This window comes from Enterobacter sp. SENG-6, assembly GCF_001605945.1.
GTDB classification, from domain to species: Bacteria; Pseudomonadota; Gammaproteobacteria; order Enterobacterales; family Enterobacteriaceae; genus Enterobacter; species Enterobacter cloacae.
Genome location: NZ_LOMM01000030.1, coordinates 21,585 through 46,012, shown reverse-complemented (window position 1 = coordinate 46,012; position 24,428 = coordinate 21,585). Strand labels below are relative to the sequence as shown.

General features: G+C 55.4%; 19 protein-coding genes and 1 riboswitch. Of the genes, 6 read left to right on the top strand and 13 right to left on the bottom strand.

Going from position 1 to position 24,428, the window contains the following annotated elements:
- Positions 1 to 317: 317 nt before the first annotated feature.
- Together murI and btuB are read right to left on the bottom strand one after the other, a co-directional pair.
- Complete coding sequence (gene murI, locus AX755_RS15315) at positions 318 to 1,169, bottom strand: glutamate racemase (protein WP_032618543.1); 852 nt, start codon at positions 1,167 to 1,169, stop codon at positions 318 to 320.
- Entirely contained in the window at positions 1,114 to 2,967 is a 1,854-nt protein-coding gene (btuB, locus tag AX755_RS15310) for a TonB-dependent vitamin B12 receptor BtuB (protein WP_045294688.1), read from the bottom strand. Before btuB ends, murI begins: the two co-directional genes overlap by 56 nt.
- Positions 2,968 to 3,033: 66 nt before the next feature.
- A riboswitch (cobalamin riboswitch) is annotated at positions 3,034 to 3,209 on the bottom strand.
- 104 nt (positions 3,210 to 3,313) lie between these two features.
- Here btuB and trmA point away from each other — a divergent pair.
- On the top strand, positions 3,314 to 4,414 hold the full coding sequence (gene trmA / locus AX755_RS15305; RefSeq protein WP_013099295.1) for a tRNA (uridine(54)-C5)-methyltransferase TrmA: 1,101 nt from the start codon (positions 3,314 to 3,316) through the stop codon (positions 4,412 to 4,414).
- 79 nt (positions 4,415 to 4,493) lie between these two features.
- Here trmA and AX755_RS15300 read toward each other — a convergent pair whose 3' ends face one another.
- A complete protein-coding gene (locus AX755_RS15300; protein ID WP_008501783.1) occupies positions 4,494 to 4,853 on the bottom strand; it encodes a YijD family membrane protein in 360 nt (119 codons plus the stop codon).
- 9 nt (positions 4,854 to 4,862) lie between these two features.
- Positions 4,863 to 5,501 (bottom strand): HTH-type transcriptional repressor FabR, encoded by a 639-nt coding sequence (fabR, locus tag AX755_RS15295; protein ID WP_008501784.1) that lies wholly within the window; start codon positions 5,499 to 5,501, stop codon positions 4,863 to 4,865.
- 196 nt (positions 5,502 to 5,697) lie between these two features.
- On the opposite strand from fabR, the gene sthA reads away from it, so the two are divergent.
- A complete protein-coding gene (gene sthA, locus AX755_RS15290; protein ID WP_014833741.1) occupies positions 5,698 to 7,098 on the top strand; it encodes a Si-specific NAD(P)(+) transhydrogenase in 1,401 nt (466 codons plus the stop codon).
- On the opposite strand, the gene oxyR is transcribed toward sthA, so the two are convergent.
- The 4 genes from oxyR to argC form a co-directional block, all read right to left on the bottom strand.
- Positions 7,081 to 7,998, bottom strand: a complete 918-nt coding sequence (oxyR, locus tag AX755_RS15285) for a DNA-binding transcriptional regulator OxyR (protein ID WP_014833742.1) — start codon at positions 7,996 to 7,998, stop codon at positions 7,081 to 7,083. The two genes, sthA and oxyR, sit on opposite strands and share 18 nt — an antisense overlap.
- 326 nt (positions 7,999 to 8,324) lie before the next feature.
- A complete protein-coding gene (gene argH, locus AX755_RS15280; protein ID WP_020686924.1) occupies positions 8,325 to 9,698 on the bottom strand; it encodes an argininosuccinate lyase in 1,374 nt (457 codons plus the stop codon).
- A gap of 74 nt (positions 9,699 to 9,772) precedes the next feature.
- Complete coding sequence (argB, locus tag AX755_RS15275) at positions 9,773 to 10,549, bottom strand: acetylglutamate kinase (protein ID WP_020686923.1); 777 nt, start codon at positions 10,547 to 10,549, stop codon at positions 9,773 to 9,775.
- 6 nt (positions 10,550 to 10,555) lie between these two features.
- Positions 10,556 to 11,560: an N-acetyl-gamma-glutamyl-phosphate reductase gene (argC, locus tag AX755_RS15270; RefSeq protein WP_020686922.1), complete on the bottom strand. Its 1,005-nt coding sequence runs from the start codon at positions 11,558 to 11,560 to the stop codon at positions 10,556 to 10,558.
- Positions 11,561 to 11,648: 88 nt separating this feature from the next.
- Here argC and argE point away from each other — a divergent pair, with 88 nt between their 5' ends.
- From argE to AX755_RS15255, 3 genes are all read left to right on the top strand, one after another.
- Complete coding sequence (gene argE / locus AX755_RS15265) at positions 11,649 to 12,800, top strand: acetylornithine deacetylase (RefSeq protein ID WP_013099301.1); 1,152 nt, start codon at positions 11,649 to 11,651, stop codon at positions 12,798 to 12,800.
- Between the two features lie 271 nt (positions 12,801 to 13,071).
- Positions 13,072 to 15,723, top strand: coding sequence for a phosphoenolpyruvate carboxylase (ppc, locus tag AX755_RS15260; RefSeq protein ID WP_013099302.1), 2,652 nt, complete (start codon positions 13,072 to 13,074; stop codon positions 15,721 to 15,723).
- Between the two features lie 94 nt (positions 15,724 to 15,817).
- Positions 15,818 to 16,666 (top strand): AraC family transcriptional regulator, encoded by an 849-nt coding sequence (locus AX755_RS15255; protein ID WP_029882884.1) that lies wholly within the window; start codon positions 15,818 to 15,820, stop codon positions 16,664 to 16,666.
- Here the strand turns inward: AX755_RS15255 and AX755_RS15250 are convergent.
- From AX755_RS15250 to AX755_RS15230, 5 genes are read right to left on the bottom strand one after another with little or no spacing between them, the layout of a single operon-like run.
- Positions 16,653 to 17,009, bottom strand: a complete 357-nt coding sequence (locus tag AX755_RS15250; RefSeq protein WP_062857028.1) for a PTS fructose-like transporter subunit IIB — start codon at positions 17,007 to 17,009, stop codon at positions 16,653 to 16,655. The two genes, AX755_RS15255 and AX755_RS15250, sit on opposite strands and share 14 nt — an antisense overlap.
- A 2-nt stretch (positions 17,010 to 17,011) precedes the next feature.
- The gene (locus AX755_RS15245) at positions 17,012 to 17,887 is read right to left on the bottom strand and encodes a [formate-C-acetyltransferase]-activating enzyme (protein WP_062857027.1); all 876 of its coding nucleotides are present in this window, start codon (positions 17,885 to 17,887) and stop codon (positions 17,012 to 17,014) included.
- Positions 17,853 to 20,147 carry a formate C-acetyltransferase gene (locus AX755_RS15240; RefSeq protein ID WP_058651867.1) on the bottom strand — a complete coding sequence of 765 codons (2,295 nt, stop codon included), beginning with the start codon at positions 20,145 to 20,147 and terminating at the stop codon, positions 17,853 to 17,855. Before AX755_RS15240 ends, AX755_RS15245 begins: the two co-directional genes overlap by 35 nt.
- A gap of 53 nt (positions 20,148 to 20,200) precedes the next feature.
- Positions 20,201 to 20,521 carry a PTS fructose-like transporter subunit IIB gene (locus AX755_RS15235; RefSeq protein ID WP_029882888.1) on the bottom strand — a complete coding sequence of 107 codons (321 nt, stop codon included), beginning with the start codon at positions 20,519 to 20,521 and terminating at the stop codon, positions 20,201 to 20,203.
- Positions 20,522 to 20,535: 14 nt separating this feature from the next.
- Complete coding sequence (locus AX755_RS15230) at positions 20,536 to 21,615, bottom strand: PTS fructose transporter subunit EIIC (RefSeq protein WP_062857026.1); 1,080 nt, start codon at positions 21,613 to 21,615, stop codon at positions 20,536 to 20,538.
- A 302-nt stretch (positions 21,616 to 21,917) separates the two neighbouring features.
- Between AX755_RS15230 and ptsP the strand changes: the two genes are divergently transcribed.
- Complete coding sequence (gene ptsP, locus AX755_RS15225) at positions 21,918 to 24,419, top strand: phosphoenolpyruvate--protein phosphotransferase (RefSeq protein ID WP_062857025.1); 2,502 nt, start codon at positions 21,918 to 21,920, stop codon at positions 24,417 to 24,419.
- The last annotated feature ends 9 nt before the right edge of the window (positions 24,420 to 24,428 follow it).

Below are 24,428 nucleotides of genomic sequence, written 5' to 3'. Positions count from 1 at the left end.
TCATTTTTCGTCTTGCGACGTTAAGAATCCATGTCACTTTGAGTGCCCACACAGATTGTCTGATAAATTGTTAAAGAGCAGTGCAACGCGGCTTTCGCTCACCGTTGCGAGGTCCCGTATAATACGTTTTCCTCATTCAGAGTCAAGTGATTATTTTCACTTTTCTCTGTCGGCATTCATCTCTGAACCCCGCCAACCCGGCGGCTTGCAAGCCGTTGTTCCGTGTCAGTGGAGGCGCATTATAGGGAGTTCTCAGACGTTGACAACCCCTCTTTAAAAAAAAACGTTCAACCGTCTCTTTTTTGCTCAAAACCGTGCTACAGCGCGAGTTTTTCGAGCGTTTCAAACCCATAACGGCGCAAAACGGGTAAAAGTTGTTCAGTCTCGTTTGTTAGTGCCATACAAAAAGCGATATTCGCATCGGCAGATTTGGCATCCGGCGCTTCATGTTCCAGCAGCCAGGCAGTACGACGGGCAATAGCCGCACCGGAATCCACCAGACGCGTCCCCTCCGGCAGTACTTCTAACAATTCTTCCTGTAAGAGCGGGAAATGAGTGCAGCCCAATACGACGGTATCCGGCGGTTCCGGCATACGCAGCCACGGGCGAAGAATACGACGCAGCTCCTCAAGTGGCACCGTCTTGCCATGCAGCTTCGCTTCAGCCATCTCCACCAGCTCTGCCGAACCGAGCATCGCGATCTGACATTCATTGGCAAAACGATCGATCAACTCACGCGTATAAGGACGCTTCACCGTGCCGCGCGTAGCCAGCAGACCCACAATACCATTCGCAGTCAGGCGCGCAGCAGGCTTTATTGCGGGAACGACGCCCACAACCGGGAACTGAAATTTTGCGCGCAAGGCTGGCAGCGATACCGTACTTGCCGTATTACAGGCGATGACCGCCAGCGCCAGGGGATAACGCTGCTGTACCGCGGTGACGATTTCAACGACACGCTCAACAATAAAGTCCTCACTCTTCTCCCCATAAGGGAAAGCGACGTTATCGAAGGCGTAGATATAATGGAGATCCGGCAGGAGATGCCGAATCTCATCATAGACCGAAAGCCCACCGACGCCGGAATCAAATACCAGCACGGTGGGACGCGGATTAGAAGGTGTAGCTGCCAGACAAGGTGTATTCCCGTCCTGCAGTTTGGTAGCCATAAACTGTCTCGTAATCTTTATCGAACAGGTTGGCTATTTTACCACGAACTGTAAGGTGAGAGGTGACAGGATATGAAACTGCGACATCCCACAGGCTTACCCCGCCCATTTTCACGCGTTCTGACGCATACGTGTCTGGATCGATTGCGACATCATAGCGGGTGCCGAGGTAACGGTAAGCGAGGTTCCAGTCGAGATCCCATACCTGCCAGTCAAGTTGATACTTAACCTGCTGCTTAGAACGGCGGGCCAGCACTTCATGAGTTTTGGCGTTACGCGGGTCAACATAATCATAGGAGATCTGGTGTCCAACCGGTCCAGTTTCGAACTGTGCCGTCGCTTCCACACCTTTAATACGCGCTTCGTCAACGTTGTAGTACCGATACGTATGCGGATCGCTGCTGATCAGGTTATCAATATCATTACGATAACCGGTGATACGCCAGTTGACCGGTCCCGTCAGGCCTTCAAAGCCCCCTTCCCACTGTTTACTCTCCTCCGGTTTAAGGTTCGGATTGCCGTAAGAAGCGCTGTGGATCTGGCTCATCGTCGGTGCTTTAAAAGCGGTGCCGTAAGAGGCAATCACGCGATAGCCATCCACAAACTCCCACGCTGCGCTGGTTTGCCACGTGCCATGGTTGCCAAAGTTGGAGTTGTCGTCATTACGCGCCGCCGCTTCCAGCGTCACGCTGTTGAACTGCTGCATCGCAGACGCGAACACGCCGGTATTACGTTGCTCGTAACCTTTTTCCAGGTAACCGGTCCCGGCCTGCGTCTTCTGCTTTTGCCAGTCCAGGCCTGCACCGATATTGCCATGGCCAACTTCTATAGTGTTGAGCCATTGGGTGGTGTACTGCTTCACGTCATCCATGGTTGCGGAATCAGCGTAGCGCCCTTTCTTCGGATCATAGTTCTGATCTTTACTGCGGCCGTAACCCGCCACCAGCTGTGACTGGAAAATCCCCTGGCTGTAACGCAAACCGGTATCCCAGTTCTGGCTGTAAAGCTGACGAGTATCAGGTCGTCCATCCACCATAAAATTGGCGTCGTAATGATCGTAACCGTCATACGCAGTGCGGTTGTCATAACCAAAGCCACGGAAGAACCCGCTCACGCTGTCGGTAATTTGCTGTTCCACGGAGCCGTACAGCGATTTACTCATAAAACCATCGCGGTCAGGCTGGCGCGGCGCATCCTGGGCAGCAATATCAAAGCCGCGGGTATAGGTGTAGTTACCCGCCATAGTGATTTTGGTTTTATTCAGCACCTGCTGGAAAGCGCCATCATAGGTCTGGTAGCCCTTAGAGCCGACGCCCGCTGAGATTTCCGCACCCGGCTTATCACGCCCGGTGATGATGTTAATCACGCCGCCAATCGCGTCGGAGCCATACAGCGCAGAACGCGGGCCACGGACGTATTCGATTCGCTGAATCAGCGAGGTTGGGATTTGGCTCAGATCGGGAACATTGCTAATCCCGGCGCTGTTCAACGGTACACCGTCAATCAGGACCAGAACATGACGGGATTCAGTGCCGCGAATAAAGGTAGAAGAGGTGGCCCCCAGGCCACCGCTTTGCGCGATATCTACGCCCGGCAGACGTGACATAATCTCCACAACGCTCTTTGCCTGCCAGCGCTCAATATCTTCACGCGTCACCACGGACGTCGGTGCCAGAACTGTTTTTGCCGGTTGTTCAAAACGATTTGCTGTCACCACCAACGAGTCAGCGCTATCCTGCGCCCAGCCCGAAAATGCCGTAACGGACAACGCCGTTAACAGCGATACTTTTTTAATCATTGTTAAAGCATCCACAATATAAGAAGGATGCCGCAGGCCTCATCTATAGCACGCGATGATGAAACCAAATGCGACGTGAGCCCGGCAGGTCTTCGGGCTGGGTGGCGTTTTGCGGATGAAGACTTCCCATTTTCACAGTGTCTGCAACTCTCATCCCGCCAGTCTTTACCGCTGCGCGTCAGCTCCAGATTTACACTGGATTCCCTTTTCACTCTCAGGAGACCGGAAACAGAATGCTACAATTAGACACGTATAGATGTCCAGATAGCTATTAGCCATTAAATCTGGACATCCACTGCACAATCCCTACAATCCCCGCGTAATTCTTTATCACTCAGGACGCATCATGACCCCCGAACACCTCCCGACAGAACAGTACGACGCACAGCTGGCAGAGAAAGTTGTCCGCCTGCAAAGTATGATGACGCCTTTCAACGCGCCCGTTCCTGAGGTGTTCCGTTCCCCCGTCAGCCACTACCGTATGCGCGCCGAGTTCCGCATCTGGCACGATGGCGACGACCTGTATCACATCATCTTCGATCAGCAGACTAAATCCCGTATCCGGGTTAACAGCTTCCCGGCGGCGAGTGAGCTGATTAACCAGCTCATGACTCTGATGATTGACGGTGTGCGCAACAACCCGGTGCTGCGCCATAAGCTGTTCCAGATTGACTACCTGACCACCCAAAGCAATCAGGCCATTGTCTCTCTGCTGTACCACAAGGCGCTTAACGACGAGTGGCGCGAGCAGGCAGAAGCGCTGCGCGATGCGCTACGGGCGCAAAACATCAACGTTCACCTGATTGGCCGCGCGACAAAAACCAAAATCATGCTGGATCAGGATTACATCGATGAGCGCCTGTCGGTGGCAGGAAAAGAGATGGTTTACCGTCAGGTAGAGAACAGCTTCACCCAACCTAACGCGGCGATGAACGTGCAAATGCTGGAGTGGGCGCTGAAAGCGACCGAAGGGTCAAAGGGCGATCTGCTTGAGCTGTACTGTGGGAATGGCAACTTCTCGCTGGCACTGGCGCGCAATTTCGAGCGCGTACTGGCAACGGAAATTGCCAAACCGTCCGTTGCGGCCGCGCAGTACAACATTGCCGCCAACCATATCGACAACGTGCAGATTATTCGTATGGCAGCAGAAGAGTTTACGCAGGCCATGAACGGCGTGCGCGAATTTAACCGTCTTGAGGGGATCGATCTGAAGGGCTATCAGTGCGAGACGATTTTTGTCGATCCGCCGCGCAGTGGCCTGGACAGCGAAACCGAGAAGATGGTGCAGGCATACCCGCGTATTTTGTACATTTCCTGTAACCCGGAAACGCTGTGCAAAAACCTGGAAACATTAAGCCAGACGCACAAGGTTGAACGTCTGGCGCTGTTCGATCAGTTCCCGTATACGCACCATATGGAGTGCGGTGTTTTACTTACCGCACGGTGATCTGTAGGCCGGATAAGCGTAGCGCCATCCGGCGTTTTTGGCAGGTGGCGCTTCGCTTACCTGCCCTACAAATAATTCCTTACTCTGGCAACTGGCTCTTGCGGCTGCGCATGCGAGAGCCAATCCAGAACACCAGCGCCACAGACAGAACAGCAGGGAAGAAGTTAGAGCCGATATCCGGGTACTCTGCGCGCACCACCGTGCTGTACAGCAACACACCCAGAATAAAGCAGGCAGCGGCCAGACCCGGTAACCCCACCGGCATGGTGCGGTTCAGATAACGCTGGTGCAGGCAGTAAACCGTCAGCACCAGGGCGATAAGCGGGAAAATCGAGAAGGGTACGATGGAGCTAAAAATAGCGGCAAACGTACCATTAATGGATAAGCCAGCGATCAATGCCAGCAACAGCGTCCCTTTATCCTGACCTGACTGTTTCATTACTCACCTTCACTCTTCGGTTTGATGTGCCAGTTTCTCTTGTTCACGGCGATACCAGTAGTACGCACCTTTGGAGATCATCCTGAGCTGCAATACCAGTCGCTCTTCGAGTTGCTTACGTTGTTCAATGCTGACATCCAGCGCTTCGGCACCTGCACTGAAAACAATCGTCACCATCGCTTCAGCCTGTGCTTCGGTGAACGCACGCGGCATATGGTTTTCGAGTTCAAGATAGTCGGCAAGTTCCGCAATGAAATGCTGAATTTCACGCGCGACAGCGGCACGAAATGCCGCTGACGTCCCTGAACGCTCGCGCAGCAACAGGCGAAACGCGTTGGGGTTATTGCCGATAAATTCCATAAAGGTCGACACGGAGGTACGGATAACGCTACCGCCTTTCGCAATACGCTGCCGCGCCTGGCGCATCAACTGGCGCAGCATGAGCCCACTCTCGTCGACCATGGTCAGACCCAGTTCATCCACATCACGGAAATGGCGATAGAAGGACGTTGGCGCAATCCCGGCCTCGCGTGCGACTTCACGCAGGCTCAAACTGGCAAAACTCCGCTCAGCACTCAGTTGACTGAATGCAGCTTCCACCAGCGAACGCCGGGTTTTCTCTTTTTGTTGTGCTCTTACGCCCATCACGATAGTTGAATCCTTCCAAAGGTCTGATGGCACTATACCAGAGAATAAAATTAATCTGTTTACCTGGCTTTGTGAATGATTGTTTACGCGCGCTTTGTGCTCCACTGCCGGAAAAAAGCACAACGATAATTGGGTTACCCTGGCAATGATGTTATGATTCTGTTGCTTTTATGTATAAGAACAGGTAAGCCTTGCCATGCCACATTCCTACGATTACGACGCAATAGTTATTGGTTCCGGCCCCGGCGGCGAAGGCGCTGCTATGGGTCTGGTAAAACAGGGAGCCAGAGTAGCAGTCATTGAGCGCTACCATAATGTTGGCGGCGGTTGCACCCACTGGGGCACCATCCCTTCCAAAGCCCTCCGCCACGCCGTTAGCCGCATTATTGAATTTAACCAGAACCCTCTTTACAGCGACCACTCCCGACTTCTTCGTTCCTCTTTTGCCGATATCCTGAATCATGCAGATACCGTTATTAACCAGCAGACACGCATGCGTCAGGGTTTTTACGAGCGTAACCATTGCGAAATTCTTCAGGGTAACGCGCATTTTGTGGATGAACATACGCTGGCGCTGGAGTGTCACGACGGTTCGGTTGAAACCCTCACCGCTGAAAAATTTGTTATCGCCTGTGGTTCCCGCCCGTATCATCCGGCAGATGTGGATTTCTCACACCCGCGCATTTACGACAGCGATTCCATCCTCAGCCTGCACCATGAACCTCGCCATGTGATTATCTATGGCGCGGGGGTGATCGGGTGTGAATATGCGTCTATCTTCCGCGGAATGGATGTCAAAGTTGATCTGATTAACACCCGCGACCGCCTGCTGGCTTTCCTGGATCAGGAGATGTCAGACTCGCTCTCCTACCACTTCTGGAACAGCGGTGTAGTGATTCGCCACAACGAAGAGTACGAGAAGATCGAAGGCTGCGACGACGGCGTGATCATGCATCTGAAGTCTGGCAAAAAGCTGAAAGCCGACTGCCTGCTGTATGCTAACGGCCGTACCGGTAACACCGATTCACTGGCGCTGGAAAACATCGGTCTGGAGACGGACAGCCGTGGTCAGTTGAAGGTTAACAGCATGTACCAGACTGCCCTGCCGCACGTTTACGCGGTCGGTGACGTGATTGGTTACCCGAGCCTCGCTTCCGCGGCCTATGACCAGGGGCGCATTGCGGCGCAGGCGCTGGTAAAAGGCGAAGCGACGGCGCATCTGATCGAAGACATTCCAACGGGGATTTACACCATTCCGGAAATCAGCTCCGTAGGGAAAACCGAGCAGCAGTTGACCTCCATGAAGGTGCCTTACGAGGTGGGTCGCGCCCAGTTTAAACATCTGGCACGGGCACAAATTGTTGGCATGAGCGTGGGAACGCTGAAGATCCTGTTCCATCGCGAGACGAAAGAGATCCTCGGTATTCACTGCTTTGGTGAACGCGCGGCGGAAATCATTCATATCGGCCAGGCGATAATGGAGCAAAAAGGTGGCGGTAACACCATTGAATACTTCGTTAACACCACCTTTAACTACCCGACCATGGCGGAAGCCTATCGGGTCGCCGCGCTGAACGGTTTAAACCGCCTGTTTTAACGCGTTGTCAAAATGGCCATCCATCGCACCACGGATGGCCTCTGCCAACTGCTCATAGCGGCTGCGCAGCGGTGACCCCGGACGATAAACCAGACCTATAGTACGACGTGGCTCTGGTTTAATGCACGGCAGGTAAACCACACCGTCACGTTTACGCTCGCGCGGCACGGCCAGCGCAGGCAGCAACGTAATACCACTTCCCGCCGCCACCATATTACGCAGCGTTTCCAGGCTGGTTGCGCGGAAATGGGTATCTTCATCCGCTCCCGCTTCAAAACAGAAGCCCATCGCCTGATCGCGCAGGCAGTGACCGTCTTCCAGCATCAGCAGCTTTTCACCGGCCAGATCGGCCATCGGCACACGATCGCGGTTCGCCCATGGGTGATCTTCGTAGATCGCCAGCATCATCGGCTCGTCAAACAGCGGCACTTCGATAAAGGCTTCGCTCTCTTTTACCAGCGCCAGAATGGCGCAGTCGAGCTTGCCGCTATCTAACTGTGCCAGCAGCTGATGGGTTTGCGCTTCATGCAGATACATTTCGAGTTTCGGGAACGTCTGGTGCAGCATCGGAATGATGTGCGGCAGAAGGTACGGACCAACGGTTGGGATCAGGCCAATATGCAGCGGGCCGGACATGGTCTCCCCTTGCTGACTTGCCATTTCCTTGAGCACTTTGACCTCGCGCAGCACGGTGCGCGCCTGATCTACCAGCAGCAAACCCGCCTGAGTGAACAGCACTTTACGACTGGTGCGCTCCAGCAGCATCACGCCCAGCTCATCTTCCAGCTTGCGGATCTGACCGCTCAGCGTAGGCTGGCTGACGTGGCAGGAATCTGCCGCACGGCGAAAGTGGCGATGCTCGGCTAACGCTACCAGGTATTCAAGATCACGAATATTCATTATTCATCCTCCGTCGCCACGATAGTTCATGGCGATAGATAGCATAGCAACGAACGATTATCCCTATCAAGCATTCTGTTGAATAATACACCACATAGACGAGGCGGCACGTGTTTGACCCTTGACGTCCCCGCACCGTCAGCGAGTTTCTCTCAAAACTCGAACAACTAAAGCCAACGTGAACTTTTGCGGACCCCGTGGTCCGCTTTTTTTTGCGTAAAAAAGCCCGGGGGTAAAAGCAAAATGGCAACCGAAGTTGCCATTTTTAGGGTTTGCTCCCTCTCCCTGTGGGAGAGGGCCGGGGTGAGGGCGCCAGCCCGCACAAATCAAACCAACCGGTTTTTTGCGTCCGCAATCGCCTGCGCCACCTGCTTCGGCGACACACCGCCTTTCGCCGCACGCTTATCCAGGCATGACTGCAACGACAGAATCGGGTACACATCCTCCCCGATAACCGCACTGAATTTCTGCAGGTCGGCAAGCGCCAGCTCTTCCAGCGGTTTCCCCTGACGAATCGCTTCCACTACCGCTTCGCCCACAATGTGGTGCGCTTCACGGAACGGTACGCCTTTCGCCACCAGGTAATCCGCCAGTTCGGTCGCGTTTGCATAACCCTGCTGCGCCGCTTCCTGACAACGAGAACGTTTCACCTGAATGCCGTCCAGCACCAGCGCACCCATATGCAGGCAGTCCAGCCAGGTGTCGAGCGCGTCGAACAGCCCTTCTTTGTCTTCCTGCATATCTTTGTTGTACGCCAGCGGCAGCCCTTTCAGGGTCATCATCATGCCGGTCAGTGCGCCCTGTACGCGGCCACACTTCCCGCGGATCAGCTCCAGCGCATCCGGGTTTTTCTTCTGCGGCATCAGGGAAGAGCCGGACGTCACACGGTCAGACAACTCCACAAATCCGGCTTCGCCAGAGTTAAAGAAGATCAGGTCTTCGGCAAAGCGTGACAGGTGGACCATCCCGATAGAAGCATTCGACAGCAGTTCCAGCACGTGGTCACGGTCAGAGACGCTGTCCAGACTGTTACGGGTGGCAGACGCAAAGCCCAGCCAGCCTGCCAGCTGCTCGCGGTCAATTTCATATGCCGTACCCGCCAGCGCACCGCTGCCCAGCGGGCTGACGTCCAGGCGCTTCAGGGTATCCTGCAGGCGGCTTTCGTCACGCGCCAGCATCTCGACATAGGCCAGACACCAGTGCGCAAAGGTCACCGGCTGCGCGCGCTGCAAATGGGTATAACCCGGCATCACCGCGTCCTGGTTGTTCTGTGCCGTTTCCACCAGCGCGCTCTGCAGCTGACGGTTAGCCGCCAGCAGCTCCGCGACGGTATCTTTACACCACAGCTTCAGATCGGTAGCGACCTGGTCGTTACGGCTACGGCCGGTGTGTAGCTTTTTACCCAGCTGGCCAACTTTGTCGATCAGTTTGCCTTCTACCCAGCTGTGAATATCTTCGGCATCGCTTTGCAGAATTTGCTGCGGATCCAGACGCACTTCTTCCAGCAGATTATTGAGCGCCTCTTCCAGCTGCTGCTGCTCCTCTGCGGTCAGCACGCCCACCGTCACCAGCGCTTTAGACCAGGCCACAGAGCCGACGATATCCTGTTCGGCCAGGCGGTAGTCGAAGCGCAAAGAGTCGTTGAACTGTTTGAACCGTTGATCCGCTGCCTGTGTAAAACGCCCACCCCAAAGTGCCATAACATCGTTCCTTTATTCGTTAGTTCCGCCGGGTGGCGCTGCGCTTACCCGGCCTACGGTCATTCATTAATAACTTACGCTAAAATACGCGTGCCAATTGGCGTGCCGTTAAACAGCGCCGGAAGCTGCTCCGCGTGACGCCAGGAGGCGATATCCACCGGTCGACCGAGCGTACGGGCGGCATCCAGCGCGGCATTCACTTTGACGATCATCCCGTCGGTAATAATGCCCTGGGCGATCAGCTGTTCGGCTTTTGCCGCGGTCATTTCCGCAATGCGCTGGCCTTTGCCGTCCAGAATACCGCTCACATCGGAGAGCAGGATCAGGTCCGCGCCCAGCGTTGCCGCCAGTGCCGTCGCCGCCTGGTCCGCATTCACGTTCATCAGCTCACCCTCTTCGGTCACCCCGATAGAGCTCACCACCGGCAGGAAACCGCCTTCCAGCAGCGTGTTAATCAGCTTAGGCGAACCTGGCTGCGCCAGTCCAACGTGGCCGAGTTCTTCATCGAGCTGGGTCACTTTTACGCTGTCACCGTCGCCCAGATAGAGGCCAACGGAGGCAATGTGGTGTTTCTTCGCCCAGGACAACAGAGTCTTATTCGCCGTACCTGCCAGCGCACCGGTGATGATGTCAATCTGGTCGGCAGGCGTCACGCGCAGGCCGTTTTTCTTTTTCACCGGCAGGTTGAGCCCTTTCATCAGCTCATCCACTACGCAGCCGCCGCCGTGCACAATCACCAGCGGACGCTGGTGTGATTCGCGATAGTTAACCAGCGCGGTAAACAGACGCTCCAGCGCTTCTTCGCTGTCCAGCAGTACACCACCGAGTTTGATAATTAATGGGTTCATCATCACACCTTAAATAAGAGCCTGCGTTTCCGGGAAACCGAAACGAATATTTGCACACTGCATTGCCTGAGCGGCAGCGCCTTTGAGTAAGTTATCTTCTGCTGCCACCACGATCAGATGCTCGCCCTGGACGGCATAGCCGATGTCACAGAACGGCAGGCCAACCACGTTTTTCAGCGCGGGCACGCCTTTGTCGTAGAGACGCACCAGCGGTTTATCCGCATACGCCTGAGTAAAGGCCTCGCTCACCTGGTCTTTGGTCACGCCCGGTTTCAGGCGGCAGGTAATGGTTTCGAGGATCCCACGCGGGAAGCTGCCCAGGTGCGGTGTAAAGATGACATTGGCCCCCAGATGGGTAGTGATTTCCGGATGATGGCGGTGATTAAACACGCCATACGGCTGCAGGCTGACTTCACAGAAGCTGTTAGAAATAGCAGCCTTGCGTCCGGCACCGCTGACACCACTGGTGGCGTTGATCACCGGCCACTGGTTCAGATCCAGCAGGTCTGCGTCGATCAGCGGCTTCAGAGAAAGCTGTGCGGCCGTCGGGTAGCAGCCCGGCACGGCAATCAGATCCGCTTCTTTCAGCTTGTCTGCGCTCCACTCCGCCAGCCCATACACGGCTTTTGCAAGCAGGTCCGGGTGCTGATGGGTAAAGCCATAGTATTTTTCGTAGAACGCGCCGTCGTTAACACGGAACGCGCCGGAGAGGTCGAACACCACGCAACCGGCCGCCAGGAATTGCGGCGCCAGGTCGTGACTGACCTCGTGCGCGGTGGCCAAAAACACCACGTCGACGCCGTCAGTGAACTCGCTGATGTCAGACATTGGCTGCAGTGGCAAGTCGACAATGCCCTTAAGCCACGGATGCAAATCGGAAATTAACTTTCCTGCATCATTGCTTTGCGCTGACACGGTCAAAGCGGTTATGGTCATATGTGGATGGCGATTCACGTAGCTTACAAGCTCTGCGCCCGCATAACCGCTAGCGCCTACAATCAGCGTATTCAACATCGGGTTCCTTTATGCTCAACGTTAATGTATTTTTATTCACATTTATTGCATGAATATTGATACTATCACGACCTAAGGTGTGTCAACAATGAAAATGAACTTACCGCCATTTATCGAGATTTACCGCGCCCTGATTGCCACACCCTCCATCAGCGCGACCGAAGAAGCGCTGGATCAGAGCAATGAGTCTTTAATCAATCTGCTGGCGGGTTGGTTTAGCGATCTTGGCTTTAACGTTGAGGTTCAGCCCGTACCTGGAACACGCCATAAATTTAACCTGCTCGCCAGTACCGGACACGGCGCAGGCGGACTGCTGCTGGCCGGTCATACCGACACGGTGCCGTTTGACGATGGCCGCTGGACCCGAGACCCGTTTACCCTGACCGAGCATGACAACAAGCTTTACGGCCTTGGCACCGCCGACATGAAAGGCTTCTTCGCCTTTATCCTTGACGCGCTGCGTGACGTGGACGTGACAAAACTGAAAAAGCCGCTCTACATTCTGGCGACCGCCGATGAAGAAACCAGCATGGCGGGGGCGCGTTACTTCTCAGAAAACACATCGATTCGCCCGGATTGCGCCATCATCGGTGAGCCAACGTCATTACAACCGATCCGTGCGCATAAAGGCCATATTTCCACGGCAGTGCGCGTGATGGGCCAGTCTGGCCACTCCAGCGATCCGGCGCGTGGCGTGAACGCCATTGAACTGATGCACGACGCCATCGGCCGCATCATGACTCTGCGCGACGAACTGAAAGAGCGGTATCACTACGATGCCTTCACCGTGCCGTATCCGACCCTGAACCTCGGTAGCCTGCACGGTGGCGATGCCTCTAACCGTATCTGCGCCTGCTGTGAGCTGCACATGGATATCCGTCCGCTGCCGGGCATGACGCTGAGCGATCTCGACGGCTTGCTGACCGAAGCGCTGGCCCCGGTGAGTGAACGCTGGCCTGGCCGCCTGACGGTGTCTGAACTGCATCCACCGATCCCGGGTTATGAATGTCCACCGGATCATCAGCTGGTTGAAGTGGTGGAAAAACTGCTCGGCGAGAAAACCGACGTGGTGAACTACTGCACCGAAGCGCCGTTTATTCAGACGCTGTGCCCGACGCTGGTACTTGGCCCAGGCTCCATCAACCAGGCGCACCAGCCGGATGAATACCTGGAAACCCGCTTCATCAAGCCCACCCGCGAACTGATTACCCAGGTCGTGCATCACTTCTGCTGGCATTAAGACCGCACCGATTAGTCCCCTCTCCCGGTGGGAGAGGGTTAGGGTGAGGGCAACAAATCCCGCGATCTCCGTCACATTCCCATAAGCATCTCTTATCTGACGCAATGCGAATTAAATTTCGTAAATTGCCCGCATTTATTCGTTTGCTGAACCGTTTTCGCAGCAATTGACGACGGGGGTTTTACGTGGCTTTATAAAGGGAGATGACAAAATAATGTCCAGAAGATTTTCGCATGGGCATAAACAAAAATGATGGGGTGACTGGGTTTTTATGAACGAACAATATTCCGCGTTGCGTAGTAATGTCAGTATGCTCGGCAAAGTGCTTGGAGATACCATCAAAGATGCGTTGGGGGAAAACATCCTCGACCGCGTTGAAACCATCCGCAAGCTGTCTAAATCTTCCCGTGCCGGTAACGAAGCGAGTCGTCAGGAGCTGCTCACTACCTTGCAGAACCTCTCTAACGATGAGCTGCTGCCCGTTGCACGCGCATTCAGCCAGTTCCTGAACCTGGCAAACACGGCTGAGCAATACCATAGCATTTCGCCAAACGGCGAAGCTGCCAGCAACCCGGAAGTCATTGCCCGTACGCTTCGTAAACTCAAAGACCAGCCAAACCTCAACGAAGCCACCATTAAAAAAGCGGTGGAGTCCCTTTCGCTGGAGCTGGTGCTGACCGCCCACCCAACCGAAATCACCCGTCGTACCCTGATCCACAAAATGGTTGAAGTGAACAACTGTCTGAAACAGTTGGATAACAAAGACATTGCCGACTACGAACGTAACCAGCTGATGCGCCGTCTGCGCCAGCTGATTGCGCAGTCCTGGCACACCGATGAAATTCGTAAGCATCGCCCAAGCCCGGTAGACGAGGCCAAATGGGGCTTTGCGGTGGTGGAAAATAGCCTGTGGGAAGGGGTGCCGAACTACCTGCGTGAGCTGAACGAACAGCTGGAAGCAAACCTGGGCTATCGCCTGCCGGTAGATTTTGTCCCGGTACGCTTTACCTCCTGGATGGGCGGTGACCGCGACGGTAACCCGAACGTGACAGCAGAAATCACCCGCCACGTGCTGCTGCTGAGCCGCTGGAAAGCCACCGATCTGTTCCTGAAAGACATTCAGGTGCTGATCTCCGAGCTGTCGATGGTGGAAGCAACGCCAGAACTGCGCGCGCTGGCCGGTGAAGAAGGTGCCAGCGAGCCGTATCGTTTCCTGATGAAAAAACTGCGCAGCCAGCTGATGGCGACCCAGGCCTGGCTGGAAGCACGCCTGAAAGGCCAGCGCCTGCCGAAGCCGGAAGGTCTGCTGAGCCAGAACGAACAGCTCTGGGAACCGCTATACGCTTGCTATAAATCACTACAGGCCTGCGGGATGGGCATCATCGCCAATGGCGAACTGCTCGACACCCTGCGCCGCGTGAAGTGTTTTGGCGTGCCGCTGGTGCGTATCGACGTGCGTCAGGAGAGCACCCGCCATACCGAAGCGCTGGGCGAACTGACCCGTTATCTTGGCATTGGCGACTACGAAAGCTGGTCTGAAGCCGACAAACAGGCCTTCCTGATCCGCGAGCTGAACTCCAAGCGTCCTTTGCTGCCGCGCAACTGGGAGCCAAGCAACGAAACCCGCGAAGTGCTCAACACCTGTAAAGCGATCGTGGATGCGCCAAAAGGATCGGTCGCCGCCTATGTGATCTCGATGGCGAAAACCCCGTCCGACGTGCTGGCCGTTCACCTGCTGCTGAAAGAAGCCGGTATCGACTATGCCCTGCCGGTCGCCCCGCTGTTTGAAACCCTCGACGACCTGAACAACGCCAATGATGTAATGACCCAGCTGCTGAACATCGACTGGTATCGCGGCTTTATTCAGGGCAAACAGATGGTGATGATCGGCTATTCCGACTCCGCAAAAGATGCGGGCGTGATGGCGGCATCCTGGGCGCAGTATCAGGCGCAGGACGCGCTGATCAAAACCTGCGAGAAAGCCGGTATTGAGCTGACGCTGTTCCACGGTCGCGGTGGCTCCATTGGCCGTGGCGGTGCGCCTGCGCACGCGGCGCTGCTCTCTCAGCCGCCGGGAAGCCTGAAAGGCGGCCTGCGCGTGACCGAACAGGGCGAGATGATCCGCTTCAAATACGGCCTGCCGGAAGTGACCATCAGCAGCCTGTCTCTCTACACCAGTGCGATTCTCGAAGCAAACCTGCTGCCACCGCCGGAGCCGAAAGAATCCTGGTGCCGCATTATGGATGAGCTGTCTGACATCTCGTGCGACCTGTACCGCGGCTACGTGCGTGAAAACAAAGACTTCGTACCTTACTTCCGCTCTGCTACGCCAGAGCAGGAGCTGGGCAAACTGCCGCTGGGTTCACGTCCGGCCAAGCGTCGTCCGACCGGCGGCGTGGAGTCTCTGCGTGCAATCCCGTGGATCTTCGCCTGGACGCAGAACCGTCTGATGCTGCCAGCCTGGCTGGGTGCCGGTGCGGCGCTGCAGAAAGTGGTGGAAGATGGCAAACAGAACGAACTGGAAACCATGTGCCGCGACTGGCCATTCTTCTCTACCCGTCTGGGTATGCTGGAGATGGTCTTCTCGAAAGCTGACCTGTGGCTGGCGGAATACTACGATCAGCGCCTGGTGAAACCAGAGCTGTGGGCGCTGGGTAAAGAGCTGCGCGAACTGCTGGAAGGCGACATCAAAGTGGTGCTGGATATCGCCAACGACTCCCATCTGATGGCCGATCTGCCGTGGATTGCCGAGTCTATCCAGCTGCGTAACATCTATACCGACCCACTGAACGTCCTGCAGGCGGAGCTGCTGCACCGTTCGCGTCTGGCGGAAGAGGAAGGTAAAGATCCGGATCCACGCGTTGAACAAGCGCTGATGGTGACAATTGCGGGTGTTGCAGCGGGTATGCGTAACACCGGCTAATGCTCACTGCCCGGCGGCGCTTCGCTTGCCGGGCCTACGACAGGTAGGCCGGGTAAGCGTTAGCGCCACCCGGCAATACCTCGGTATTTACACCATGCAGCATGATATTACCCACATCCTGACTGACCTGATTAGCGGTACGATGCCGCTGCGTCAGGTTCATTTCGCCAACCCCGCCCTCTGCGCACCCGAACTCGCCCTGCAGGTTGATTTCCCCCGTCTGGAGATCGTGCTCGAAGGCTCGGTGAAAGACCAGGCGGCTTGCGTATTACAGCAGGGTGATGTTTTATACGTCCCGGCGGGAGGCTGGAACGATCCGCAATGGCAAACGCCCGCGACAACGCTGAGCATCCTGTTTGGTAAACAGCAGCTTGGATTTAGTCTTTTACACTGGAACGGCGTGGATGCTCGTAATCTTGCAAAACAGCACGTCGCCCGTCGGGGGCCACGCATCGGATCCTTCCTGTTACAGACGCTTCATGAAATGCAGATGCAGCCGCACGAGCAGCAAACAGCGCGACTGATTGTTGCCAGCCTGCTTAGCCACTGCGTCGATTTGTTGGGTAGCCAGATCCAGACCGCCTCCCGAAGTCAGGCGCTGTTTGAAGCTATTCGCGTTTATATCGATGAACATTATGCGACCCCGCTTACCCGGGAATCCGTAGCGCAGGCGTTTTACATCTCTCCGAACTATTTATCGCATCTTTTTCAGAAAACCGGCGCGGTAGGTTTTAATGAGTACCTGACCCACACGCGGCTGGAGCACGCGCGTCAGTTGCTGAAAGGGTATGACTTAAAGGTAAAAGAAGTGGCGCATGCCTGCGGTTTTGTCGACAGTAACTATTTCTGCCGTTTATTCCGTAAAAACACGGAGCGCTCGCCGTCGGAATACCGTCGTCAGTATCACAGCCAGCTAATCGGAAAAGCGGCTAATCCAGAATGACCTGCGTATGCTGCGGTGCGGATACCATTTTTCGTACCGCTGCCATGACCTTTTGCGGGTCCCGCAGGAAAGCATTAATGCCGCATTTCACATAGCGGGCGGATTCGAAGCGTTCGTTGCCCGCCAGCTCAATATCCGTGATAAGTAATACGACATCGGCGCGGCGGATATCGTCCTCCGTCAGCTCACTTTCAATACCTAACGCCCCTTGCGTCTCAATGCGCACTGACCATTTCTCCTGCTGGCAAATCCGCTCCAGCCGTTCTGCGGCCATGTACGTATGTGCCACGCCGCTCACGCACGCGGTTACCGCCACCAGATAACGCCCTGCTATTACTGTCATTTTTAACCTCCAATGGTGACATGAAACCCTTTATCTTCGGCCATACGGCGCATTGCCGCGACCTCGTCAGCTGTCGGAGAACTCACCTCCCGCATCGACCATTGTTGCCCAAGCAGACGGTATTTTGGTTCACCATAAGAGTGAAACGGTAATAAATGCAGCTGCCGTATCCCTGAAGGTAATAAAAATGCCAGCACGCTCGCCATGTTGGCGTCAGTTAGCGTATAGCCCGGAATAAGCGGCACACGGGGGATGACGTTTATGCCTTCGGCCACCAGCTGCGTAAGGTTTTCCATCACCCTGGGAAGATTTACTGCCGTCACCGAACGTGCCTGCTCAGGATCCATAATCTTCAGGTCAAACAGTACTTCATCACACTGGCGTGCCAGCGGCAGCAATCGGGACAGGGGCGCATCTCCCGCCGTCTCAATAGCGGTATGAATACCGTAGCGGCGCAAACGCTTAAGCAGCTGCGTCGCAAAGGGTGCCTGCATTAATACTTCCCCGCCTGACAGCGTCACCCCGCCTCCCGATGAGCGAAAGAAGACGTCATCCTTCATCACTTCGCGTTCCAGCTCGTCCAGCGTCACGTCGCGTCCGATGCGTTCAAACGCGCCGGACGGGCATTCGTCCGCATCACGCAGGCAGGGAGCGCAGTGCAAACATTTACTCTCCCGGCGAACCGTCTCTATTTTCGGCGAGATCGACTCAGGATTGGCGCACCACGGGCAACGGTGAGGACAGCCTTTGAAAAAGACTACCGTACGAATACCTGCTCCGTCGTTCAACGAATAACGCTGAATATTGAAAATACGCGCTACGTCGGCGCGTGTTTCAACGACGTCACAGCTGATGCGCGGTCCGACGGATAATGTCATCCTGGATCTCCTTCGACAGCTCAACAAAGAAGGCGCTGTAGCCGGCAACGCGTACCACCAGCCCGGCAAAATCCTGAGGACGCCGCTGCGCCTCACGCAGGGTTTCCGCGTTGACCACGTTGAACTGGATATGCTGTAACTTAAGCTGCGTAAACGCACGGAGGAAGTCAGCCAGCTTCTGCAACCCGGCATCGCCTTCCAGCGTGGCTGGGGTGAATTTAACGTTTAGCAGCGTACCGTTAGATAACAGATAGTTATCCAGCTTACTCACCGACTTCAGCACAGCCGTCGGCCCCTGCATATCCTGGCCGAGCATCGGAGAAAGCCCTCCATCCGCCAGCTGTTCGCCCGCCAGGCGGCCATCCGGCGTAGCCCCCACGACCGCGCCAAGCGGCACATGGGCGGAGACGGTGTACGAGCCAGGCGTGAAGATTCCACCACGCGGGTTGCGGTATTTTTCGACCTCTTTACAGTAATGGCGCAGCAGTTCCGCACTGATATTATCGACATCGTCGATATCATTACCGTATTTCTCAAAGCGATTGATCAGCCGCGCGCGTACCTTTTCGCCCTCCGGGGTGGCAAAATTCGCTTTTAACACCGCCAGCAGCTCGTCAAAACTTAAGCGTTGCTGTTCAAATACCAGCCCTTTCAGGGCGTGAAGCGAGTCGCTCAAATTAGCAATACCAATCCCCTGCACACCGGAGAAGTTATAGCGCGCGCCACCGTCAGTAATGTCTTTCCCCGTTTCCAGACAGTCGCTGATAAAGGAGGAGAGCAACGGCACGGGTGCCCAGTCGCGATGGCCGATATCGCAAATGTTGCTTCCTTCCACCATCAGTGCAATGTAGTGATTAATCCTGGCGCGTATATGTTCAATTAACCCCTCGTACGTCAGCCCGCTATTGCCTTCGTTCTCCTGCATGGCGATTTCCATTACCTTCAGCAGATTAAACATGGCGATATCATGCAGGCCGTAAGTTTTCCCTGGAATCGACAGTTCAACGCAGCCGACAACCGCATAGTCACGCGCATCTTCCAGCGACACGCCGCGATTCAAAAAGGCAGGTACTATCACTTCATCGTTAAAAATCTGTGGAATGCCGGTGCCCAGCCGAATAGTCTCCGCTGTTTTCAGCAGGAAAGGCCGGTCGATCAGTTCGTTTACCCGTACGCCGAGGTTAGGCTGGGGAAGCTGAACGCTCTGGTAGGCATCCAGACACAGGAACGAAAGCACGTTCACCGCGCTACGCCCGTTTTCCGTCAGGCCACCCAGCAGCGCGGTATACCCGGTCGGGAACCCGGCAAAATAACGGGCGCTGCTGGTCGAGCGCAAGAGCACCACATCGTTACACTTCACCCACAGCGACTCCAGCAACTCTTTCAGAAACGCTGGATCGTCTCCCTGCGTTAACGAGGCCTGATAAAACGGCAGCATATACTGGTCAAAACGCCCGATGGAGAGCGAACTGGCGTTAGATTCGTACTGCAAAATGACGTTCATGTACCAGAACAGCTGACACGCCTGCCAGAAGGTTTGCGGCTTATGCTGTGCGTTGTGTCGCGAGATGTCGGCCATTGCCAGCAATTCTTCGCGGCGAGTAGCATCGCTGCTCTGAGCCAGTTCTTCAGCGAGCGCCGCATAACGCAGAATATGGCGCTGGGACGCTTCGAGCAGAATGAGCGCCGCTGCATAGAACGTGTTTTGCGTATCACGAGCGCAGCGTTCACGCATTTCCGCCACCAGCGCGCCCAGCCCGTTATTAAGCAGGCGAGGATAATCAATAATGATATGCCCCTGCCCTTTATCCGTCTGGTTGACGCTAAAAATCTGCGTCCCTACGGCGGCCTTCACCTCCTCCGTCATCTGGCTGTTGATGAAATCTTTCATCGACCGGTTTTCCCAATAGGGATACAGCACCTCACGGTAGGTCTGCTTATCCTCATCGCTGATTTCAAAGCGATCCTGCGGACGGATGGCGAACTGGTCCAGTTCCTTAAGCAACCAGTAGGGATCCATCTCCGGTGACATAATGCCTGCACGCGGCTTAACGGTGCGGTTTCCGGCAATCAGTTCTTCATCACGAATCGCGATTTCCACATGGTCGAGAATGTGCGCCGTTGCTTTCGCGCGACGGAGAATAACCGGCTCGCCTTCCGTCTGTTGATGGCTGGCTGTATAGAGTAGCGCACGTTCAAGCGAGATCTCGCGAGGGTTGGCAAAGAGCGCATTTTTCAAACGCGGTATACGATTCGTCATGAGGGAACTCCTGTAACGGAAAAAACCAGCCCGCCCCGAAGGGCGGGAGAGCATCAGGCGGTTTGCGCCAGGTGGGCATCGATTTTGTTCATGATGGCGTCGGCACGTTTTACCGCGTCGCTGATATTGACGCGCACGATGGTTTTCCCGGCAAAACGCTCTTCGAATTTAATGCCGATATCTTTAGTCAGGATCACCATATCTGCTGCGGCGATATCCTCTGCCGTCAGTTCGTTCTCAAGACCAATCGACCCCTGCGTTTCTACCTTCACTTCCCAGCCTTTCGCTTTTGCGGCGCTTTCCAGCGCTTCGGCAGCCATATAGGTATGGGCAACGCCAGACGGACATGCGGTTACTGCGATAATTCGGGCCATGTTCTCTTCCTCACTCAGTTAATTTCGAAATCCAGATCCAGGTCATCCTCTTTTTCCTCGACCTGCTTTGTGTTCTTTCGGGCAATACGCTTTAGCACGTTGACGCTGACCGCCGTCACCACTGCACCCACGGCAACCGCCGCGATATAGCCGAGCTTGCCGTCAACCACGGGAAGCACAATTAACCCGCCCCATCCGGCATAGCATTGCGCGCCCATAACCGCAGCCGTGACCGCGCCGCAGGCGGAGCCCAACATAATGGAAGGAATCACGCGTAGCGGGTCCGCTGCGGCAAACGGAATCGCTCCCTCGGTGACACCCACGCAGCCCATCACCAGCGCCGCTTTACCTGCTTCACGTTCTTCACCGGTAAAATTCTTACGGCCGATAAGTGTTGCCAGGCCTAACCCCAGCGGCGGTATGCAAATGGCCACGGCGGCAATTGCAACGACGGTATAGACGCCTTGAGCAACGCAAATCAGCATGAAGGCATAAGCCACTTTGTTGACCGGGCCGCCCATGTCGAACGCCAGCATGAGACCGATAATAATGGCGAGTACCACAATGCTGCCCTGCTGCATGCCTTGCAGCCACTGGGTGAGACCGGTAGTAAGCGCGCCTACAGGCTCGCCCAGTCCCCACATCATGATGCCTGCGGTAATAAACGTGCCGATAATCGGGATGATGAAGATAGGCATAACGGAACGCAGCACTTTCGGCACGGACAGCTTTTTCAGATACCAGACGACAATGCCACCGAAAATCCCGGCGATAATTGCGCCAAAGAACCCTGCACCGAAGCTGTTGCCCACCCAGGCGGCAATAGCACAGGGAGCAAGCGCGGCGCGTTCTGCAATGGAATAACCAATATAGGCGGCGAGGAATGGCACCATCAGTGTTAAACCCGCCACACCGATGTCAAAGAGCTTTTTCAGATTGGGATCGGTTGCGGCATCGGGCACCGCACCTTTGCCGTATAGCATGACCGAAACCGCCAGCAGAATGCCGCCCGAGACCACAAACGGGATCATGTGCGACACCCCTGTCATCAGATGCTGTCGCGTGTTCTTGAGAATATGCACCAACGCTTTCATATGCCGCTCCAGGCCTTTATCCACAAAGATGTTGTGGCAAACAATAGGCAATCAGGAAGACGGCGGACAGGAGACAAAAAGGCCATTTACTGGATTTTTGTAATATCGGAATGAAAATGCGATCCGCCTCGACATTTCTCATCGACTTCGCATTACGCAAACGGTCACAACTTGTGAGTGAAATCTCAATTTTAAGGTGACATTACATTTGTCCAGTTTTTGGCAGTTTTGTCACATGGCGCGCCTCATCATCACGCTCGTATGCTGTTCCGCATAATTGACGATTAGTTTCAGGAGTGTGTATGGCTCTGGTAGTGGAATTTACCTGTGAATTGCCCAACGGCGTTCACGCGCGTCCTGCAAGTCATGTAGAAACGCTGTGCAACACTTTTATCTCGCAAATTGAGTGGCATAACCTGCGTACGGATCGTAAAGGCGACGCCAAAAGCGCGCTGGCGCTGATTGGTACCGATACGCTGGCGGGCGATGCCTGCCGCCTGGTGATAAACGGTGAAGACGAGCAGCATGCCCGGCAGCGGCTGGAGCTGTGGCTAAGAGAGGAGTTTCCGCATTGCGACGCGCCGCTTGAAGGGGTAATCAGCACGGAGCTGGATCCCTTGCCTGAATCACTGACACGCCTGAACCCGACGCTGTTTCGCGCTACTCCGGTATGCAGCGGGAGTGCACATGGCGTCCTGACGTTATTGTCCTCGCTGGATCTCAACGCCCTGACCGATTTGCCCGACGCGCAAAGCGTGGAAACTGAGCAGTCGGCGCTGGATAACGGCCTGACGCAGCTGATCAAACACATTGAGCTGCGCGCCCTGGACAGCGACAGCACTGCCAGCGCTATTCTTGAAGCCCACCGCTCGCTGGCTACAGATACCTCGCTGCGTCAGCACCTCCTGTCAGGGGTCAGCCAGGGTCTAAGCTGCGCCCAGGCCATCATCGCCACGGCGAACCATTTCTGCGACACGTTCTCCCGTTCCAGCAGCTCCTATTTGCAGGAGCGGGTGCTCGACGTGCGCGACATCTGCTACCAGCTTTTACAACATATCTATGGTGAAGCGCGTTTCCCGGCTCACGGCCAGCTGACGCAGCCGAGCATCTGCCTTGCTGACGATCTGACTCCCGGTCAGTTTCTTGAACTCGATAAAACGCAGCTTCAAGGACTGCTGCTGAAAAGTGGCGGCACCACCTCGCATACCGTGATCCTCGCGCGTTCCTTCAATATTCCGACGCTGGTTGGCGTCAACAGTGAAAGCCTGCTGCAATGGCGCAATCAGCCTGTATTTGTGGACGGCAATGCCGGTGCGGTGGTCGTCAATGGCAGCGACGCCGTAGCGCGTTACTATCAGCAGGAAGCGCGCGTCCAGCAGGCGATACGCGAGCAACAGCGCGTCTGGCTTGACCGTGAAGCCAGAACCGCCGACGGCCTGCGGGTAGAAATTGCCGCCAATATTGCCCACGCGGTGGAGGCCCAGGCAGCATTTGGAAATGGTGCCGAAGGCGTGGGCCTGTTCCGCACCGAAATGCTCTATATGGATCGTGCCAGCGCACCCGGCGAAAACGAGTTATACAACATTTTCTGTCAGGCACTGGAAAGTGCAAATAGCCGTAGCATTATTGTGCGTACTATGGATATCGGCGGCGACAAGCCGGTGGAGTACCTGAATATTCCAGCTGAGAACAATCCCTTCCTCGGCTACCGCGCCGTACGCATATATGAAGAGTATTCTTCGCTGTTCACGACCCAGCTTCGGGCGATCCTTCGCGCCTCTGCCCACGGAAACCTTAAAATTATGATCCCGATGATCTCCTCCATGGAGGAGATCCTGTGGGTAAAAGAGAAGCTCGCCGACGCGAAGCAGCAGCTCCGGGCTGAACATATTCCGTTTGATGAGAAAATCCCACTCGGCATTATGCTGGAAGTCCCCTCGGTGATGTTCATCATCGATCAGTGCTGCGAAGAGATTGATTTCTTTAGCATCGGCAGCAATGACCTGACACAGTATCTGCTTGCCGTCGACCGCGACAACGCCAAAGTCACGCGCCATTACAACAGCCTGAACCCCGCCTTCCTGCGGGCGCTGGACTACGCGGTGCAGGCCGTTCACCGTCAGGGTAAGTGGATTGGCCTCTGCGGTGAGTTAGGCGCGAAAGGGTCGGTACTGCCGCTGCTGGTGGGCCTGGGGCTGGACGAACTGAGCATGGGCTCCCCTGCCATTCCTGCCACCAAAGCACGCCTGGCGCAGCTTGATAGCCGCGCCTGTCGCCAGCTGTTGAACCAGGCCATGGCGTGTCGCACCTCGCTTGAAGTAGAACATCTGCTCGCCCAGTTCCGTATGAATCAGCAGGATACGCCACTGGTGACGCCACGCTGTATTTCTCTGAATAACGACTGGAACAGTAAAGAAGAGGTCATGAAAGGCATGACCGATAACATTTTGCTCGCCGGGCGATGCCGCTATCCGCGCAAGCTGGAAGCCGATTTATGGGCACGCGAAGCCGTATTTTCCACCGGGTTGGGTTTTGGATTCGCCATTCCACACAGCAAATCAGAACACATTGAGCAATCCACTATCAGCGTCGCACGCCTGAAAGCGCCTGTTATGTGGGGTGACGAGGAGGCGCAATTCATCATCATGCTGACGCTGAATAAACACGCCGCTGGCGACCAGCATATGCGTATTTTCTCCCGCCTGGCCCGTCGCATCATGCATAACGATTTTCGCAGTGCTCTGGTTAATGCCAGTTCCCAGGAGGCTATCGCTTCCCTGCTGCAACACGAATTAGAACTCTAAAACGAGGAA

What these genes read in the sequence shown, in the direction of transcription:
- trmA (WP_013099295.1), top strand. Translation starts at nt 3,314, where the DNA reads ATGACCCCCGAACACCTCCCGACAGAACAGTACGACGCACAGCTGGCA.
- sthA (WP_014833741.1), top strand. Translation starts at nt 5,698, where the DNA reads ATGCCACATTCCTACGATTACGACGCAATAGTTATTGGTTCCGGCCCC.
- btuB (WP_045294688.1), bottom strand. Translation starts at nt 2,967, where the DNA reads ATGATTAAAAAAGTATCGCTGTTAACGGCGTTGTCCGTTACGGCATTT.
- oxyR (WP_014833742.1), bottom strand. Translation starts at nt 7,998, where the DNA reads ATGAATATTCGTGATCTTGAATACCTGGTAGCGTTAGCCGAGCATCGC.
- ppc (WP_013099302.1), top strand. Translation starts at nt 13,072, where the DNA reads ATGAACGAACAATATTCCGCGTTGCGTAGTAATGTCAGTATGCTCGGC.
- ptsP (WP_062857025.1), top strand. Translation starts at nt 21,918, where the DNA reads ATGGCTCTGGTAGTGGAATTTACCTGTGAATTGCCCAACGGCGTTCAC.
- AX755_RS15300 (WP_008501783.1), bottom strand. Translation starts at nt 4,853, where the DNA reads ATGAAACAGTCAGGTCAGGATAAAGGGACGCTGTTGCTGGCATTGATC.
- AX755_RS15245 (WP_062857027.1), bottom strand. Translation starts at nt 17,887, where the DNA reads ATGACATTATCCGTCGGACCGCGCATCAGCTGTGACGTCGTTGAAACA.
- AX755_RS15235 (WP_029882888.1), bottom strand. Translation starts at nt 20,521, where the DNA reads ATGGCCCGAATTATCGCAGTAACCGCATGTCCGTCTGGCGTTGCCCAT.
- AX755_RS15255 (WP_029882884.1), top strand. Translation starts at nt 15,818, where the DNA reads ATGCAGCATGATATTACCCACATCCTGACTGACCTGATTAGCGGTACG.
- argC (WP_020686922.1), bottom strand. Translation starts at nt 11,560, where the DNA reads ATGTTGAATACGCTGATTGTAGGCGCTAGCGGTTATGCGGGCGCAGAG.
- argB (WP_020686923.1), bottom strand. Translation starts at nt 10,549, where the DNA reads ATGATGAACCCATTAATTATCAAACTCGGTGGTGTACTGCTGGACAGC.
- AX755_RS15250 (WP_062857028.1), bottom strand. Translation starts at nt 17,009, where the DNA reads ATGACAGTAATAGCAGGGCGTTATCTGGTGGCGGTAACCGCGTGCGTG.
- AX755_RS15230 (WP_062857026.1), bottom strand. Translation starts at nt 21,615, where the DNA reads ATGAAAGCGTTGGTGCATATTCTCAAGAACACGCGACAGCATCTGATG.
- argE (WP_013099301.1), top strand. Translation starts at nt 11,649, where the DNA reads ATGAAAATGAACTTACCGCCATTTATCGAGATTTACCGCGCCCTGATT.
- argH (WP_020686924.1), bottom strand. Translation starts at nt 9,698, where the DNA reads ATGGCACTTTGGGGTGGGCGTTTTACACAGGCAGCGGATCAACGGTTC.
- murI (WP_032618543.1), bottom strand. Translation starts at nt 1,169, where the DNA reads ATGGCTACCAAACTGCAGGACGGGAATACACCTTGTCTGGCAGCTACA.
- AX755_RS15240 (WP_058651867.1), bottom strand. Translation starts at nt 20,147, where the DNA reads ATGACGAATCGTATACCGCGTTTGAAAAATGCGCTCTTTGCCAACCCT.